Origin of the sequence: Aurantiacibacter sediminis (assembly GCF_016019885.1) — a bacterium.
Lineage (GTDB): Bacteria > Pseudomonadota > Alphaproteobacteria > Sphingomonadales > Sphingomonadaceae > Alteraurantiacibacter > Alteraurantiacibacter sediminis.
Genome location: NZ_JAEANY010000001.1, coordinates 954,005 through 970,376, shown reverse-complemented (window position 1 = coordinate 970,376; position 16,372 = coordinate 954,005). Strand labels below are relative to the sequence as shown.

At 59.4% G+C, this 16,372-nt stretch carries 14 protein-coding genes; 6 read left to right on the top strand and 8 right to left on the bottom strand.

Going from position 1 to position 16,372, the window contains the following annotated elements; all coding sequences use genetic code 11:
• Positions 1-6 precede the first annotated feature (6 nt).
• From I5L03_RS05000 to I5L03_RS04985, 4 genes are all read right to left on the bottom strand, one after another.
• Positions 7-2,088 carry a RelA/SpoT family protein gene (locus I5L03_RS05000; protein WP_197920573.1) on the bottom strand — a complete coding sequence of 694 codons (2,082 nt, stop codon included), beginning with the start codon at positions 2,086-2,088 and terminating at the stop codon, positions 7-9.
• 137 nt (positions 2,089-2,225) lie between these two features.
• A complete protein-coding gene (locus I5L03_RS04995) occupies positions 2,226-2,882 on the bottom strand; it encodes a potassium channel family protein (protein ID WP_197920572.1) in 657 nt (218 codons plus the stop codon).
• Entirely contained in the window at positions 2,872-4,203 is a 1,332-nt protein-coding gene (locus I5L03_RS04990) for a TrkH family potassium uptake protein (RefSeq protein WP_197920571.1), read from the bottom strand. The genes I5L03_RS04995 and I5L03_RS04990 overlap by 11 nt, the downstream gene beginning before the upstream one ends.
• 34 nt (positions 4,204-4,237) lie before the next feature.
• Entirely contained in the window at positions 4,238-6,181 is a 1,944-nt protein-coding gene (locus I5L03_RS04985; RefSeq protein ID WP_197920570.1) for a M1 family metallopeptidase, read from the bottom strand.
• Positions 6,182-6,374: 193 nt separating this feature from the next.
• Between I5L03_RS04985 and I5L03_RS04980 the strand changes: the two genes are divergently transcribed.
• From I5L03_RS04980 to I5L03_RS04965, 4 genes are all read left to right on the top strand, one after another.
• The gene (locus I5L03_RS04980; RefSeq protein WP_197920569.1) at positions 6,375-7,310 is read left to right on the top strand and encodes a hypothetical protein; all 936 of its coding nucleotides are present in this window, start codon (positions 6,375-6,377) and stop codon (positions 7,308-7,310) included.
• Positions 7,311-7,408: 98 nt separating this feature from the next.
• A complete protein-coding gene (locus I5L03_RS04975; protein ID WP_197920568.1) occupies positions 7,409-8,341 on the top strand; it encodes a hypothetical protein in 933 nt (310 codons plus the stop codon).
• 57 nt (positions 8,342-8,398) lie between these two features.
• The gene (locus I5L03_RS04970; RefSeq protein ID WP_197920567.1) at positions 8,399-9,322 is read left to right on the top strand and encodes a hypothetical protein; all 924 of its coding nucleotides are present in this window, start codon (positions 8,399-8,401) and stop codon (positions 9,320-9,322) included.
• 48 nt (positions 9,323-9,370) lie between these two features.
• The gene (locus I5L03_RS04965) at positions 9,371-10,273 is read left to right on the top strand and encodes a glycoside hydrolase family 16 protein (RefSeq protein WP_197920566.1); all 903 of its coding nucleotides are present in this window, start codon (positions 9,371-9,373) and stop codon (positions 10,271-10,273) included.
• Positions 10,274-10,292: 19 nt separating this feature from the next.
• Here I5L03_RS04965 and I5L03_RS04960 read toward each other — a convergent pair whose 3' ends face one another.
• Both I5L03_RS04960 and hemF read right to left on the bottom strand, forming a co-directional pair.
• Entirely contained in the window at positions 10,293-11,174 is an 882-nt protein-coding gene (locus I5L03_RS04960) for an alpha/beta hydrolase (protein ID WP_197920565.1), read from the bottom strand.
• 47 nt (positions 11,175-11,221) lie between these two features.
• The gene (gene hemF / locus I5L03_RS04955) at positions 11,222-12,079 is read right to left on the bottom strand and encodes an oxygen-dependent coproporphyrinogen oxidase (RefSeq protein ID WP_197920564.1); all 858 of its coding nucleotides are present in this window, start codon (positions 12,077-12,079) and stop codon (positions 11,222-11,224) included.
• A gap of 177 nt (positions 12,080-12,256) precedes the next feature.
• Between hemF and pdeM the strand changes: the two genes are divergently transcribed.
• Together pdeM and infC are read left to right on the top strand one after the other, a co-directional pair.
• Complete coding sequence (pdeM, locus tag I5L03_RS04950; protein WP_197920563.1) at positions 12,257-12,976, top strand: ligase-associated DNA damage response endonuclease PdeM; 720 nt, start codon at positions 12,257-12,259, stop codon at positions 12,974-12,976.
• Positions 12,977-13,069: 93 nt separating this feature from the next.
• Positions 13,070-13,588 (top strand): translation initiation factor IF-3, encoded by a 519-nt coding sequence (gene infC / locus I5L03_RS04945; protein ID WP_197920562.1) that lies wholly within the window; start codon positions 13,070-13,072, stop codon positions 13,586-13,588.
• A 69-nt stretch (positions 13,589-13,657) separates the two neighbouring features.
• Here the strand turns inward: infC and I5L03_RS04940 are convergent, their stop codons facing one another.
• Both I5L03_RS04940 and I5L03_RS04935 read right to left on the bottom strand, forming a co-directional pair.
• Positions 13,658-15,589, bottom strand: coding sequence for a S9 family peptidase (locus tag I5L03_RS04940; protein ID WP_197920561.1), 1,932 nt, complete (start codon positions 15,587-15,589; stop codon positions 13,658-13,660).
• A gap of 89 nt (positions 15,590-15,678) precedes the next feature.
• Entirely contained in the window at positions 15,679-16,341 is a 663-nt protein-coding gene (locus tag I5L03_RS04935; RefSeq protein WP_197920560.1) for a hypothetical protein, read from the bottom strand.
• Positions 16,342-16,372: the final 31 nt, after the last annotated feature.

Below are 16,372 nucleotides of genomic sequence, written 5' to 3'. Positions count from 1 at the left end.
GCTCGCTTAAATGCGGTCCGATTGCGCGACCGCATCACTGGCGCGCAAAGCGCTCACAATCCGCGTGAGGTGGGCCAGGTCCTGCACTTCGATATCCAGTTCATAGGTATGAAAGGGATCGTCGCGCTGGGTAAGCTCCAGATTCATGACATTGGCGTTGTTGCGCGCAAACACGCTGGCCATGTCGGCCAGAGTGCCGGGACGATTGTATAGAACGACATTCAAACGACCGACCGCGCCATGCGATCGTTCGCCCCATGATAGATCGACCCAATCGGCATCGACCCCATCGGCAAGTTGCAGGCAGTCGATCGTATGCACTTCAACGCCAACCCGTGGACGGCGCAGGCCAACAATGCGATCGCCGGGCACGGGATGACAGCATTCGGCAAGATCGAAAGCGACCCCCGGCGTCAGCCCCTTGATGGAAATGGCTCGCTCCAGTTGCGGCTCATCCGGCATGTCTGCCGTACTGCCCGGCACGATAGCTTCCATCACCTGCCTGTCGGTCACTTTGCTGGCGCCGATAGCATACATCAGGTCTTCAGCATCTTCGAGCTCCAGCGCCTCTGCAGCTTGTCTGATGGCTTTCTTGCCAACCTTGGTCGGCAAGCGATCGGCTATTTCCTCGAACAGCTTGCGGCCGATCTCGGCGACTTCTTCGCGCTCTTTAAGACGCACGGCGCGGCGGATAGAGGCGCGGGCCTTCCCGGTCACGACAAAGCTCAGCCAGCTCAGCTGCGGCTCGGCATTAGCGCCTTTGATGATTTCGACCACATCGCCATTGTGCAATTGGGTGCGCAGCGGCATGTGCCGACCATTGATTTTCGCCCCCACCGTCTGCGCGCCGAGATCGGTATGGACGGCGAAGGCGAAGTCTACAGGCGTCGCGCCCTTGGGCAGCTGAAAGAGTGCGCCTTTGGGAGTGAACGCGAAAATGCGATCCTGGTAGATCGCCAGCTTGGTGTGCTCGAGCAGCTCCTCCGCATCATGGCTGGCATCGACGATCTCGATCAGGTCGCGCAGCCAGCCAACTGCGCCGTCAGCCTTGTCATGCTGTTTGTATGCCCAATGCGCGGCGAGACCGAATTCATTCGTCTCGTTCATTTCACGTGTGCGTATCTGCACCTCGACGCGCATCGACTTGTCGTAAAACAGCGTCGTGTGCAGCGATTTATAGCCATTGTTCTTGGGGGTGGAGATATAGTCCTTGAAACGCCCGGGCACGAATTGAAAAGCTGAATGCAACACGCCCAGCGCGCGATAACAGTCTTCTTCAGTATCGGTCAGTACTCGGAAAGCCATGATGTCGGATACCTGCTCGAAGGGAAGATGGCGTTCGGCCATCTTTTTCCAGATGGAATAGGGATGCTTCTCGCGGCCCCAAACTTCGACTTCGATCCCGGCTTCCGACAGCGCCTGCTTGATATCGAGAGCAATCCGGTCGACCTGGCCATTGTCCGACTGGCGCAGCTGTTCCAGTCGCTTCGTGATCGTGGCGTAGGCTTCCGGCTCCAGCTGCTCGAAGGCGAGCAGCTGCATCTCGCGCATATATTCATACATGCCCACGCGCTCTGCCAGCGGGGCGTAGATATCCATCGTTTCGCGGGCGATGCGCTGGCGCTTTTCCGGCTTCTTGATGTGATGCAGCGTGCGCATATTATGCAGCCGATCTGCCAGCTTCACGAGCAGCACGCGCAAATCTTCGGACATGGCGAGCAGGAATTTGCGCAGGTTTTCTGCCGCGCGCTCATTCTCCGGCATCTGCTCGATCTTGGATAGCTTGGTGACGCCATCGACCAGCCGCGCGACTTCAGGGCCGAACTTTTCCTCGACGTCCTCGATCGTGGCGAGCGTATCTTCCACCGTATCGTGGAGCAGCGCGGTGATGATGGTTTCCTGATCCAGCTTCAGATCCGTCATCAATCCGGCAACTTCGACCGGATGGCTGAAATAGGGATCGCCCGATGCGCGCATCTGGCTGCCATGCTTTTGGACCGTATAGACGTAGGCACGGTTGAGCAGCGCCTCATCGGCGTCGGGGTCATATTCCTTGACCCGCTCAACAAGTTCGTACTGGCGCAGCATCGTTGCACAAATGTGCGGTTTCCGGCGCTTTTCGGCAAGCGTAAAGTGAGGATCAATTACAAATGCCGCGCGCGAGGCGCGAGTTGTGTCCCAATGCGCGCAACTTTCACAGACTTCCAAAGCGCCCTGGAGGTCACCTAAATCGTGGCAAAGGCCTCGATATCCTCGGTCTTGCCGGACACAACCAGCAGGTCGTCGGGCAGGATCAGGGTGTCCGGGTCGGCATGGATGAAACCTTCCCCCTGCCGCTTTACGCCGATCACCGTCACATTGTATTTGCTGCGGCATTCGCTGGTGACGAGCGGCAGTCCCACGATGGGCTCGGGCGCGCACAGTTTCGCGATCGCATAGCTGTCATCGAAGCTGATAAAATCAAGCAGGTTCTCATTGAGGAGGCGCGCCACGCGCTCGCCCATTTTCTGCTCGGGAAAGATCACATGGTGGGCGCCGGTCTTTTCCAGAATGCGTCCATGCCGCTCATTATTGGCCTTTGCCCAAATGGACTTCACCCCGAGATCACACAAGGCGAGTACAGCCAGTACACTGGCCTCAATATCATCGCCGATGCCGACCACCGCTGCGTCGAAATCGCCCGCGCCAAGGCGCTCAAGACAAGCGATGTCGGTGCAGTCCGCCTCGACGACCTGCGTCAGCCTGCTTGAATAGCTCTGCACCAGCGCAGCATCGGTATCGGCACCGAGCACTTCATGCCCCATGCGCTCCATGGTCTCGGCAACTGCGCCACCAAATCGGCCAAGGCCGACGACGAGTATAGGATTACGATTAGCCGACAATGGGGGCCTCCTCTGGATAGCGGAATGGGCGTGACTGTGCCGCACCCAATGCGAGCGCGGTTGCAACGGTGATGGTTCCCACCCGGCCGACATACATAAGCAGGCACAGCGCCAGATGGCCCGCGGGGGGCAGGTCTGCCGTGATGCCGGTCGAGAGGCCGACGGTGGAAAATGCCGAGATCGCTTCAAACAGCACATCGCGCAGCGGCAATCCGGTGAGTGCGAGGAGATACATCGTCACGACCGTAATCAGGCCAGCGCCAAGCACGGTAATGCTGAGCGCCTGGCGCTCCACACCGCGATCGAGTCGTCGCCCGAAAATCACGGCATCGCGTTGACGGCGAATTTCCGAGCCAACGATAATCAGCAGGACGACGAATGTGGTGATCTTGATCCCGCCTGCCGTGCCCGCGCTACCGCCGCCGATAAACATCAGGATGTAATTCAGGATGATCGTCTCATCGCGCATCGCACCCATGTCGAGCGTGTTGAAACCAGTGGTACGCGGCGTAATCGAGTGGAACCAGCTGTTCAGTATCTTTGCCCCGGTACCCATCGGGCCCAACGTATCGGGATTGTCCCACTCCATGCCCAGCGTCGCGAAGAACCCGATCAGCAGCAGCACTATGGTGGCCGAGACGGTGATTTTGGTGTGCAAGGTCCACTGCTTGAATTTGGTCGGCCTTGCCCGCAATTCCTGCATCACCGGAAAACCAAGCGCGGTCAGGATAATTGTCAGCATGACCGGAACCTGGATCAGCGGATCGGTCTGGAACCCCATCAGGCTGTCTGAGAAGGTCGAGAAGCCAGCATTGTTGAATGCGCTGATCGCGTGAAAGATGCCGTGCCAGATCGCCTCACTCCACGTGAAATCGTGAAACAGCGCAAATCTGAGGCTGAGGATCGTAGCGAGCAAAATCTCGACGACCACGGTGACTTTCAGCACCAGCTTCAGCACCGATCCGGCGTCGCCGATATCCAGCCGGCTGCGCTCCACCTGCGTTGCCATCTTGTCGCGCAGGCCAAAGCGACGGCCTGCCACCAGACCCAGCAAAGTCGCTGCCGTCATGATGCCGAAGCCGCCGATCTGAAAAAGCACCATGATCGTGATTTGGCCGAAGGTGGACCAATAGACCGGGGTGTCTTCGATAATCAGTCCGGTGACCGCGACGGCAGATGTCGACGTGAAGAAGGCTGTCACGATCGGCGTCGTCTCACCAGATGCGCTGGCAAACGGAGACCAGAGCAGCAAAGTCCCAACCGCTATCGTCGCTGCAAACAGCAGCGGGATAAGTTGTACCGGATTGCGGAAAGCACGCATGAAATTGCAGACGCTCAGGTTTATATCCGGTTCCTCATCCCTCGTTCGAATATCCCACGATTTCGTCCACATTGCCGCGCGTATAGCTGTGATAGCCGCCGCGCGTCCGGGCGTAGAGATCGGTGGCAATGGGCTGGCCCCAATCGCCTGTCTCCCACATGGCGCGGAAAAGCGGGGCAACGAATTTGTTGCGCCCAACGGTCGATAGGAAGCTGCGCGCCTGGTCAACGGCAGGATCATATTCATTGCGCAAAGCTGCTTCGAGCCAGAGGAACAGCACTTCATTGTTGCCGCTTTCTGAAAGCCGGAGCGTCTCATTCAGCGTCGCGAGCTGTTCATCGCTCAACGTCTCAGGCAGATTCTCAAGGAAGCGACGCTGCGACGCGGCGGTCCAGCTTTCCCATGCGCCTGCTTCGGGCAGATTGCCATCTGCCGCATAGGCCTGTGCCGCAGCATCGGCATCGGCAAAAGCGGCCGGATCGGGAGCCAGCGCATTATCGGGAATGCCGGTGCCATAAACCCATTCGTCGAGCATCAACTGCTCTTCCAATTCGGGATTATCGCCGATCAAGTTTTCGCGCATATCGGCCAGCATCATTTCCGATGTCACCGGTTGGAAAGCGTGGTTATCGAACCACGCGGTGAGCCAAGCGTCGAACTCCTCGCGCCCGACGATATTCTCGACAGTCCGCAGAAAGACCGTGCCTTTGTCATAGATAGCTGGGCCAACCGTATCGAACGGGCTGATCTCGTCAGGCGAGCGCATGGCCGTATTCGGATTGTCGGCTCCAGCGTTTTCAACCGCTTCCTCCAACGAGGCGTAGCTCAGCGCGTATTCCTGTTCGGCGCGCTGCTCACCGTAGACCTCTTCGCTGATACGGTTTTCGATGTAGCTGGTGACACCTTCGTTCAGCCAGCCATCGCGCCAGCTGGCGTAGGTGGTGAGGTTACCCGACCAGCTATGCGCCAATTCATGTGCGATGAGGCCATTGTTGGACCTGTCGCCTGCGATAAAAGTCGGCGTAAGGAAAGTCATCACCGGATTTTCCATGCCGCCATAGGGGAAGGCCGGCGGCAGGATGATCATATCATAGCGCCCCCAGCGATACTCGCCGAACAGCTCGATCCCTGCGTCGATCAGTTCTTCCGTATCGCCCAGTTCCTCTGCTGCAGCCTCGATCATTTCCGGTTCTGCATAGACACCGGAGCGCGGGCCAAGCTCTGCGAATTCGAGATTACCTGCCGCAATCGCGATGAGGTATGGCGGCACCGAATTGTTCATGACGAATTCGAACGCGCGGCGATCGCTGTCTGCATCTTCCACCGGCTCCGGATCGCCGCGGCTGATGCCGGACATCACCACGGTGAGCGGTTCTGGCGCGGTAACGCGGGCTTCCCATGTCTGGCGGATGCCGGGACTGTCCTGCGTCGGGATCCATGTGCGGTTGAGGATCGCCTGACCCTGGCTGAAAACGAAGGGATGTTCGCCGCCGGCGGTCTGTTCGGGGCTTAGCCATTGCAGCGCCTCTGCCTCGGGTCCGCTAGCATAGGAAATGACGACCTGTTGCAATTCCGGCCCGGTCATTTCGCCCAGCTGCACGGTGATCGGCTCACCCTTTTCGGCATTGTCCGGATCGGCTTCGCCCACGGTAAATTCCAGCTCATTGCCCAGCCCATCGGTCACGCCGCCGATCATCAGGCCATTGCTGTCGAGCACGATTTCGGTCGCGTCCTCTGCCGCCTGCACATCGAGCGTCGCGGTGCCTTCCACACGCCGGCCTTCGAAATCGAGATCGAGATCGAGCGCCACATGCGTCACCCGGGCCTCGAGCGGGCGGGCATAGGTAAATTCGTCAAACGCCTGCTCGCTGGTCAGGATCGGAGCGACGACGCGCTCCTGATCCGGCAGATCGCTGGCGGTGCACCCTGCGATCAGCAAGGCGGAGGACGCGGCGGCAGAGAAAAAGGCGATACGCATGGTGTCTCCGGGAACGGTGAAACTGGCAAATGTGTTACAATCAGCAGGCCATAGTCAGAGCCTACAGAAATGTCATCTATCCAAAGCTGGCGGTCCTTGGTCGAGATGCTGATGCATGAAGCCAGCGAAGCTGGCAGTCTACCAAGTGTAATCGCGATCATTCAGAAAGCTATGCGCGCAGATGGAGTTTGAAATGAGGTACGTTCCCACAATCGCTGCGTCTGGCTTTGCGGCTTTCTCGCTCGGCTGCCTGTCGGTCACCAGCGCAGCAGCGCAAGATACCGGTCAGGACAGCGACGATCAGGTCATCATCGTGGAAGGGACTGTCGAGGTCGACGGCACCGAAGCGCGGCGCCAGGCGCGAGACATAACCGCAGAGCGCGGCTCTACCGCCAATCCGCTCGCGCGCTTCCGCCGGCCCATCTGCCCGGGCGTATGGGGCCTTAGCCAGGAAAATGCCGAACTGATCGCCAATCGCATCTATGACAATGCAGAGCGGATCGGCCTTGAGATTAACGACACGCCGGAATGCGATGCCAATCTCTGGGTGATTTTCGTCGACGATCCCGAAAGCACCTTTGCCGACCTTGAAGAGGAAAATGGCTGGATGGTGCGCGATCTCCAGCCATCCGAACGCAACGCCGTGACCGACCAAACGGGCCCCGTCCGCGCCTGGAGCGTCGCCTCCACCCGCACCGAAGATGGCACTCCGATCAATACGGGCTTCGATGCAGCCGGAGCCAATCTGGAAAATCGCATGAACCCCAATGCCGGCGGCTCGCCGATCGCGCCGACGACCAACATGTCGCGCCTGCGCACGGCTATCCGCCGCGATCTCGATCAATCATTCGTGTTGATCCAACGCTCCGCCATTGCCGATCTGGATGCTCTGGCCGTCGCAGATTACGCAACCATGCGGACTTTCGCGCGCACCGAAGAGCCCTCGCAGTCGGGGACGTACAGCACCGTGCTTTCCTTATTTCAGGACGATAGCGCGCCGGACCGCATCACCGCCTTCGACATATCCTACCTTCGTTCTCTCTACACAGGCGACGGCATGCGCCCCGGCTCGCGAACCTTCACGAGCCTGGATGAAAACATGGAAGAGGAATTGCTCGGCGAGCAGTGAACGGAGCCTCAGCAAGGCTGCGCTAGGATTCTCACACAAAATACTCAATAAGGCCGATTACGTCTGAATTTCGGGCACTGGGCCAAGGGACTTCACATATGCCTCTTTCAAAAAAATGGTTTGCCGCATGCGCGGCGTCGACTTGCATCATGGGCCTCGCCGCCACTGGAACAGCCAGCGCGCAAGATACCATCGTTGTGGAAGGGGAGCGGATCGAAACTGCAGATATCCGCAATACAGCGCGCGATATCACATCGGGCGCCCGGGCCATGTTCCAGCCTTTGGCTCGGTTTCAAAGGCCTGTCTGCCCCGGTGTCTACGGCCTCAGCGAAGATGCCGCACAGGCTGTGCTTGACCGGATCGTGGCGAATGCAATTTCCGCCGGGATCGATGTCAGCGAAGAACCCGAATGCGGCGCGAATGTCTGGGTCATCGTGGTGGACGATGCCGCTGCGACTTTCGAGCAGCTGGTGGAGGAAGACTCCTTCATGACCCGCCACCTGACCCCGTTCCAGGAAAGGACCGTGCGCGACCAGAATGGCGCCGCGCGGGCATGGAACCTCATCACGCGGCGCAACCCGGACACCGGCCAGCGCATCCCCGACGGCTTCGATAACACCGCATCCTATGTGGAAAGTCGCACTCGTCCGGTTGATACGCCGATAAACGAAACAAGCGAGATTTCCCGGCTCGACCTCGCTATTCGCACGGATATCGAGTTGTCCGTCGTGCTGGTCGAACGCGCGGCGCTGGATGATCTGGAAGTTGTCGCTCTGGCCGATTATTCGACAATGCGCCTTCTCGCCCCAACCGAGCCGCCAGCCGAGGACAACGCTGTGCGCACTGTTCTCACGCTGTTTCAGCCAGGGTTGGGCGAGACATCACCGCGCGAATTGACAGCATTCGACCTTGGATATCTGACTGCGCTCTATCGTTCGAGCCCGACCCGTCCAGCTCGCCTCGCAATGGGCGGGATTCAGTATCAGATGGAGCGCATTGGCGACGAGCAGGATGAAGCTGAGGACGAGTAGCTTTTCGCCGCATTTTCAGGCATAGACGCTTCACTTTATTGAAGAGGAGCGTGCCTGATGCTTTACGGAAAACAGTCAATTCGTTGGGCCGCGCCTTTGATGTGTGCCGCCTCGCTCGGCTTGGCGAGTGCGGCGAATGCACAAGACACTATCGTCGTCGAAGGTGAGCGGATCGAAACGGCCGATATTCGCAATACGGCGCGCGATATAACCTTCGGGGCACGGGCCATGTTCCAGCCGCTCGCCCGCTTCAATCGTCCGGTCTGTCCCGGCGTGTACGGGCTCGGTGAAGCGAATGCGCAGGCCGTGGTTGATCGCATCGTCAGCAATGCTCTTGCTGCAGGGATCGACGTGAGCGAAGAGCCCGGATGCGGTGCCAATGCCTGGGTCGTCATCGTGGACGATGCCGGCGCCACGTTCGACCAATTGGTGGAGGACGACTCCTTCATGACGCGGCACCTGACGCGCTTCCAACGGCGCATGGTGCGAGAGCAGAGCGGCAGTGCGCGGGCATGGAACCAGATCACCCGGCGCAATCCGGATACGGGAGCCGTCCTGGCCAGCGGTTGGGAATCGACCGTCGCTCGCCTCGAGGCCGCTGCCGGGGGTGTCCCCGCGCCGATCAACGAGGTGAGTACAATCTCGCGACTCGATCTCGGAATACGTATGGATATCGAGCTTTCAGTAGTGCTGATCGAGCGATCGGCGATCGGCGAACTCGATGTCGCTGCCTTGGCCGATTATGCGACGATGCGCCTTCTTGCTCGCACAGAGACGCCCGACAGGGACAATCCCGTGCGCACCGTCATGACCATGTTCGATCCGGAGCGCGGTGTTTCAGCACCTCAGCGCATGACCCCATTCGATTTCGGCTACCTCACGGCGCTCTATCGCTCCAGCCCGACGCGGCCAGCGCGGATGGCCATGGGCGGCATCCAATATCATATGGAGCGCATTGGCGAGACCCAGAGCGCGCAGTGACACGAGACCGAACGTGACAAGAGCACACCGCCGCGTTACACAAAGTTTATGAGAACGTTCACATTCCCGCTCGCCGCTCCTCTTGCAGCCCTCGCCCTCACCGCTTGTGCGGCGGATGCCACTGCACAGGATTTGGAAACTGCATCGCAACACCCTCGTGCTGATCGCGAGCTGATTTTCTCCGACGAGTTCAATTCCGGCACGCTCGACCGGACCAAGTGGACGCCCATCGGCATGGACTTTTGGGTGAACGATGAAGAGCAGGCCTATGTGGACTCGCCAGAGACGATCCAGTTCGCTGTCGGTGTAGATGGTGCCGATGGCGGCGTCCTGGTGCTTCGCCCGATCTACCAGCCGGGTCAGGACACCAACACCGATCGCAACGCCGATTTCCTCTCGGGCCGGATCGAAAGCCTGGAGCACTTCACTTTCACCTATGGCCGCGCCGAAGCACGCATCCGCATGCCCGATGCACGCGGTGTCTGGCCCGCCTTCTGGCTGCTCGCCGATGCGCCGTGGCCCTCCGAAGGTGAAATCGACATCATGGAATATGTGGGCGAATCCGACTGGACAGGTGTCGCCGTGCACGGCCCCGGCTATTCCGGCGATATGGGTATCGCCGACCGGCAGTATTTCACTGACGGATCGGACGTCACCGATTGGCACGTCTACGCCGTCGAATGGAAAGAGGACGCGATCGAGTTTTTTGTCGACGATGTCCTCACCTTCCGCATCCCCAGAACCAACACCGAATTTTTCGGCGAATGGGTGTTCGACAACCCGCAGGGCGTGATCCTGAATTTCGCTGCGGGCGGCATCTACCCGCGCAAGATCAACGGCATCGAAGAGCCATATGTCGGCATGCCGCAAGAGACAGCAGACCGTATCGCAGCAGGCGAGATCGCCATGGAAGTGGACTGGGTGCGGGTTTACGGGGCCGTTGACCAGTAAGGACGCGGCGGCTTTCGCTTCAGGCAAGCAGCCAAGCCAGCAGTTCGTCCATTTGGAAAGCGGTTTGAGCATAGGCGTGACCCGCGTCGTAAACGCGAGTTTGCAAGTTGCAGCCCCTTCGCCAACCCAGATTGGTCATGCTTTCAGCAATCGCCAACTGATGCGGCACCATCCCCGCATCCATCATTTCAGTCCCGTGGTCCAGCCAAAAACGTCGCCCCTCGGGTGGACCCAACGCCGAGAAGTAGTCCCGCCAAACCTCAGGCAGAGACGGATGGTCGATAAATCGCTCATCGTATATTGCCCAGTTTGGCGACATAGATGCGCCAAGGCCGAATGTCTCCTGCGCTTCGACGAAAATAGCGCCTGACATGACACCAGCCATACTTGCGCCAAAGATTGCAGCATCCAAGCGATCGGAGGAGGTCCGATAGTTCGCATCGATAAACGGCTTTAGTTGACGTTGCAGAAACTCAATGAAAACGTTCGATGAGAGCGACGTGGCGCCTACGCGCTCGATTTCCCGCTCGACTGTCGAGCGCAGTTCCGGAGATGCCCGCTCGTAAATGCTCTCCGGCATATATTGAAGGAAGCGATCGTCACCTAAATTATCGATTGCGACGATCATCGTTGGTTGGATCGTACCGGCATCCATCAGTCGTGTTACACGGCGATCCGCCTCGAAATTTATCCCGTCGCTATCACCTTCGAAGGCAAACTGGCCATCCAGCATATAGAGCGTTTTATACCGCTGCTCGTTTGAGTCGTAACCCGAGGGTAGGAACACCCTGACGCGTGGTACGACACTGCTGGCGTCTGAAAACTCGGGAATAGTTTCAATGCGTCCACTGCTTCCGGAATCAAGCGCGAAAGCGGGGGAAGCGATTGCCGCTGCCGTCATTCCGATAAAGCTTCTACGGCGCATGACCTATCCCTTTTTCCTTCGTATCAACTCCAAACCGCCTCAGGCGGCAGGCTCATCAGAATCGCGTCAATATTGCCGCCGGTCTTCAACCCGAACAGAGTCCCCCGGTCATAGACCAGGTTGAACTCGGCATAGCGGCCGCGCCATTCGAGTTGTTGCAGCTTCTCGGCATCGCTCCATTCCTGCTCCATTCGTCCGCGCACCAGCTTGGGATAGATGTCGAGGAAGGCCTCGCCCACGTCCTTCGTGAAGGCCAAATTGCGATCGAAGCTCGGGTCGTCATCGCATTCGAGGTGGTCATAGAAGATTCCGCCCATGCCGCGATGCACGCCGCGGTGGGGAATGTAGAAATAGTCGTCCGCCCATTTCTTGAAGCGATCATAGTAGGTGGGATTGTGCGCTGAGCATGCTGCGCGGAGGCGGGCGTGGAAGCCTTGCGTATCCTCATCATAGGGCAGCGCCGGGTTGAGGTCCGCCCCGCCGCCGAACCATGCGGCCTGCGTCGTCAGGAAACGCGTGTTCATATGCACATTGGGGACATGCGGATTGCGCATATGCGCGACGAGCGAAATGCCGGTGGCGGTGAATTCGGGATGCTCCGCGCTCGCGCCATTCACCTGATCGGCGAATTTTTCGGAGAAAGCGCCGGACACGGTCGAGACATTGACCCCGACTTTCTCAAACACCTTGCCTTTCATCAGGCCCTGCGTTCCGCCGCCGCCGTCGGTGCCATCCTCGGTCTCGCGGTCCCACTGCTTGTATGCAAAGCTCGCGTCCGAGCCCGCCTCGCGCTCAATCGCCTCGAATTCGGCGCAGATGCGGTCGCGCAGGGATTCGAACCATGTGCGGGCCTCGGCAGTGTGTTTATTCCACTCGGTCATTCGGTCTCCTCTCCCCTCCCGCCTGCGGGAGGGGCCGGGGGTGGGCGCGTGAAGCGCTGGGCCGAGAGGCCCACCCCGCTGCGACTAAGCAACCGCTGGCGCGGTTGCAAGTCTCGCCCCCCTCCCGCAGGCGGGAGGGGGTTGTCAGAGCATCAATCTCTCGGCAATGAGGAAACCATGGTTCTCGTTTCGTTCACCTTCCCCTTTTGCGGAGATGAATTCGTGCTCGTGCCGCAGGATGGCGGTGCGCGGGCGCTGTTCTGGCCGCGCGAGAATGCGCTGCTGGTGGCAGATCTGCACCTTGAAAAGGCGAGCTTTTATGCACGACACGGGCAGATGTTGCCGCCCTACGATAGTCGCGAAACACTTGAGCGGGTGGCCGACGCAATCCGCATTACCGGCGCGCGGCGGCTTTACACACTGGGTGACAATTTCCACGATTCGGATGGGTCACAGCGGCTTGAGGAGCACGCGGCAGGCATGCTGAGCGCCCTAACCCGCGCGGTCGACTGGGTGTGGATCACCGGCAACCACGATCCGGCGATGGAGGCAAAATCGGGTGGCACTGTTGTCGAGGAGTTGGTGGTGAACGGGACAGTGCTACGCCACATCGCCAAGCGCGGGGAAACGCGGCCCGAGCTTTCCGGCCACTTTCATCCGCGCGTGCAGGTAAAAATACGCCAACGCCACATTCGCCGCCCCTGCGCGGTGGTGGGTCATAATGAGGATGCGACCTGCGGGAGGATGATACTCCCGGCCTTTGGCGCGCTCACTGGCGGCATGAATGCAGGCGATCCAGCAATCCTGAAAGCGCTACAACCGGCGAGTGCCGTGGATGCGATTGTTCCGGCGGGCGAGCGCCTCGCCAGATTTCCTTTGTGGCGCGAGGCTGCCTAAACTCTGGCAATCCCGTCCGTTACGCCTTACATAGGTTTGACTGAGACAAACCATTCAAGGAGCGATTCCATACCACGTCCACCCCGCCGCAATATGGCACCGCCGGTCAAATCCGGCCCGAAATACGACAATTTCATTCAGTCCGAGAAGGTCCGCGTCATTGATGACGAGGGCGAAAATCTCGGCGTGATGTACACCAATGAGGCGATCGAGCAGGCTGCGGACAAGGGCCTGAATCTCGTCGAGGTCTCGCCCAATGCGAACCCGCCGGTGTGCAAATTCCTCGATGTCGGCAAGTATCGCTACGAAGCGCAGAAAAAGGCGAACGCCGCGCGCAAGACGCAGAAAACGCAAGATATCAAGGAAGTGAAGATGCGCCCCAACATCGACACCCATGATTACGATGTGAAGATGCGCAATGTGAACAAGTTCATCGACAATGGCGACAAGGTGAAAGTCACCCTGCGCTTTCGCGGACGTGAAATGGCGCACCAGCATTTGGGCATGGACCTGCTGAAGCGGGTGCAGGACGATGTGGCGGAAATCGCCAAGGTCGAAGCCTTCCCGCGCCTCGAAGGCCGCCAGATGCTGATGGTGCTCGCACCGAAATAAGCTTTATTCAGAAACCGAATTCAAAAAGGGCGGCCCCACTGGGACCGCCCTTTTTTGTTTTCAGCGCGATCACTCGGCCCCGACATGCTCGTCGAGGAAAGTCACATAGGCTTCTGATGCCGTGATCCGGTTTTCGCGGCGCGCGAAACCATGGCCTTCGTCGGGGAAGAGGACGTATTCGACCGGCACCCCATTGGCGCGGATCGCCTCGACCAGTTCATCACTTTCAACCTGCAACACGCGCGGGTCATTGGCGCCTTGCACCACCAGCATGGGGCTGGTGATATTGTCCGCATGGAACAGCGGTGAAATGGCGCGCAGCCGCTCACCATCGGTCGCCGGATCGCCCAGCTCGTCATACAGCGCGTCGCGCTGCGGGCCCCACCAAGCGGGGATCGATTCGAGCGTACGTACCCAGTTGGTCACGCCGAAGATGTTGATCCCGGCGTCGAAGACTTCCGGATGGAAAGCGAGCGCGGCAGCGGTCATATATCCGCCGTAGGAACCGCCTGCGATGGCGATCCGATCATCGGCAATCCAGTCGAGACCCTGCAGGTAATCGGCAGAGGCGGTGACGTCGCGCAGGTCGGCATCGCCGTGGCGCTGGTCATCCATATGGAAGAAAGTCTTGCCGTAGCCCGAGGAGCCGCGATTGTTGATCGCATAAACCGCATAGCCATGGTTCACCAGGTGCTGGATCGCCGGATTGTAACCGCGACGGCTCTGCCCGCCCGGCCCGCCATGCACCCACACCACGGCGGGCGCAGGGCTGTCCGCACTCGCACCATGAGGGCGATAGAGGATGCCGGGTATCTCGACCCCGTCATAGCTGGCGAAGCGAAGGACGCTGCTATTCACCAGATCGCTCTCGTCAATCGCGGGGTTCAGCGCGCTCGTCAGGCGGCGGGTTTCTCCCGTTTCAAGGTTGGAGATGTAGAGATCAGTCGGCGACGTGTCGGTATTGGCTGAGAACAGCACCATGCCTTCGTCAGGCGAGAAGCGGAAAGCGCCCATGTTCCCCTCCGGCACGCCTTCCAAAGTAATCTCGCGGCCTCTCACCGTGTCGTAAAGCACCGCGTCGCTGGTGCCGTCACGATTGAAGGATGTGATGCGATAGCGGCCGCTGTCTGAGAAGCCCACATAGGACACATCCCAATCGTCTTCGGCCAGCAATTCGCGCTCGCCAGTGGCGATTTCATAAGTCCAGCTTTGGGCGAATTCGCCGAATTCGTTGGTCGAGTAGATCACCTTGCTACCATCCGCGGTGAAGCCTTGATCGCCGTGCGATACATCGCCTTCATGCGGCGTGATGTGGACCGGTGTCCGGTCACCCTCCAGATCGACGAGATAGATATCGCTGTCCGAATTGGTGCGCACGCTGGTCAGCAATTGATAGCGGCCATCGGGAGATCGCGAGCCAAGGAAATAGCCGCCCGGATTTTCGAAGACGAGCTCGCGCGAATAGTCAGTGGCGGAATAGCGGTAGACATCGGAAACCGACGCGTCGCGCTCATTAGTCTCGATGTAAAAATGGGTTCCGTCCTCGTTCCATCCGGCGAAGCCTGCGCGTGTTTCTTCCCCCGGCGTCAGGTCGCGGATCGAACCATCCTCCTCCCGCACGAAGACGTGGTTACGCTCATTTCCGCCCGCATCGGCGGAAAAGAGGATTCGGCCGTCAGTAGGGAAACCACTGGTGGCGCGGTAGGCATCGGTGGTCGAATTGGTCAGCTGCATCGGTTCACCGCCATCGATAGGCAGCCAATAGGCATTGAGCACGCCGCTCGCATCGCTGGTGATCAGCACGTGGTCGCCATCAGGCGAAAAGGCATGCGCGTTGCCTCCGACGGAGCCGTAGCTGGTCGAGGTGTAGAATTCTTCAGCCGAATAGGTGCGCGTCTGCGTCTCTTCGGACATTTCCTGCGCTATGGCAGGGGTGGTGCCGATCGGTGCAGCGACAGCGAGTAGGCTGGCGGAAAGCAATAGCTTGAATGGATGCGGCATGGCAGAATCTCTCCCGGAATTAGGTCCCGGGATGAGGGTAAGCTTTCATCCGCACAGCAGCAAGGGTCCGGCAAACAGCTCCGGACCCGTCAGATGATAGCAAAGTCCAGAAGTTCGAAGCGCGCCGGGGCGGTCGCAAATACGCCGTGACCTCGCGCCTGCCGCGAACCGAATGTGATCCCGACCGTACCGACCCGGGCCAGCATGGCTGCAAATTCGCGCGGATTGCGATTACGGTTCGATCCCATCACCGAAATCCAGTTCTCATCGAACATGATGCTCGCCTCATGTGCGCCGGGAGTTAGCTCAATGAGAGCAGCGGTCGGCGAATACCACCGCGAGAATTCACCGCGTCCCCGTCCGCTCCAGTCATCGCCATTCTCTTGAAGGTATAGGGAGAGCGTTGCGTGGAGATCGGGATGTTCCTGCGGCACGAAACGGGTGTTGCGACGCGCATCGATGCGAAAGCGAATGCGGATACCGCGCGCCCGGTCCAGCGGGCCGCTTGGGCGCGTAATATAATGCACATGTCCATCGCGGCGGCGCGGGCCGGGAAAGTCGAAATACCAGCCGTCACGCGTCACCACCGGATGCGGCGGCATGCCGACCGAATAGTTACGCCCACGAATTACCGGGCCGATTTCCCAGTCATAGGCAAAGTCTCGTCCGCCCTGTGCCAGCGCCAGCGAAGGGGCGGCGCCGAAAGTTATGGCAGCCGAGCCGGTTGAGGCAAGAAAATGTCTGCGATTCATGCTCTTCTTATAAGCGAGAGCGACTGATCGC

What these genes read in the sequence shown, in the direction of transcription:
- infC (WP_197920562.1), top strand. Translation starts at nt 13,070, where the DNA reads ATGGCACCGCCGGTCAAATCCGGCCCGAAATACGACAATTTCATTCAG.
- I5L03_RS04970 (WP_197920567.1), top strand. Translation starts at nt 8,399, where the DNA reads ATGCTTTACGGAAAACAGTCAATTCGTTGGGCCGCGCCTTTGATGTGT.
- I5L03_RS04985 (WP_197920570.1), bottom strand. Translation starts at nt 6,181, where the DNA reads ATGCGTATCGCCTTTTTCTCTGCCGCCGCGTCCTCCGCCTTGCTGATC.
- I5L03_RS04980 (WP_197920569.1), top strand. Translation starts at nt 6,375, where the DNA reads ATGAGGTACGTTCCCACAATCGCTGCGTCTGGCTTTGCGGCTTTCTCG.
- I5L03_RS04965 (WP_197920566.1), top strand. Translation starts at nt 9,371, where the DNA reads ATGAGAACGTTCACATTCCCGCTCGCCGCTCCTCTTGCAGCCCTCGCC.
- I5L03_RS04960 (WP_197920565.1), bottom strand. Translation starts at nt 11,174, where the DNA reads ATGACGGCAGCGGCAATCGCTTCCCCCGCTTTCGCGCTTGATTCCGGA.
- pdeM (WP_197920563.1), top strand. Translation starts at nt 12,257, where the DNA reads ATGGTTCTCGTTTCGTTCACCTTCCCCTTTTGCGGAGATGAATTCGTG.
- hemF (WP_197920564.1), bottom strand. Translation starts at nt 12,079, where the DNA reads ATGACCGAGTGGAATAAACACACTGCCGAGGCCCGCACATGGTTCGAA.
- I5L03_RS04975 (WP_197920568.1), top strand. Translation starts at nt 7,409, where the DNA reads ATGCCTCTTTCAAAAAAATGGTTTGCCGCATGCGCGGCGTCGACTTGC.
- I5L03_RS04935 (WP_197920560.1), bottom strand. Translation starts at nt 16,341, where the DNA reads ATGAATCGCAGACATTTTCTTGCCTCAACCGGCTCGGCTGCCATAACT.
- I5L03_RS04990 (WP_197920571.1), bottom strand. Translation starts at nt 4,203, where the DNA reads ATGCGTGCTTTCCGCAATCCGGTACAACTTATCCCGCTGCTGTTTGCA.
- I5L03_RS04940 (WP_197920561.1), bottom strand. Translation starts at nt 15,589, where the DNA reads ATGCCGCATCCATTCAAGCTATTGCTTTCCGCCAGCCTACTCGCTGTC.
- I5L03_RS05000 (WP_197920573.1), bottom strand. Translation starts at nt 2,088, where the DNA reads ATGCTGCGCCAGTACGAACTTGTTGAGCGGGTCAAGGAATATGACCCC.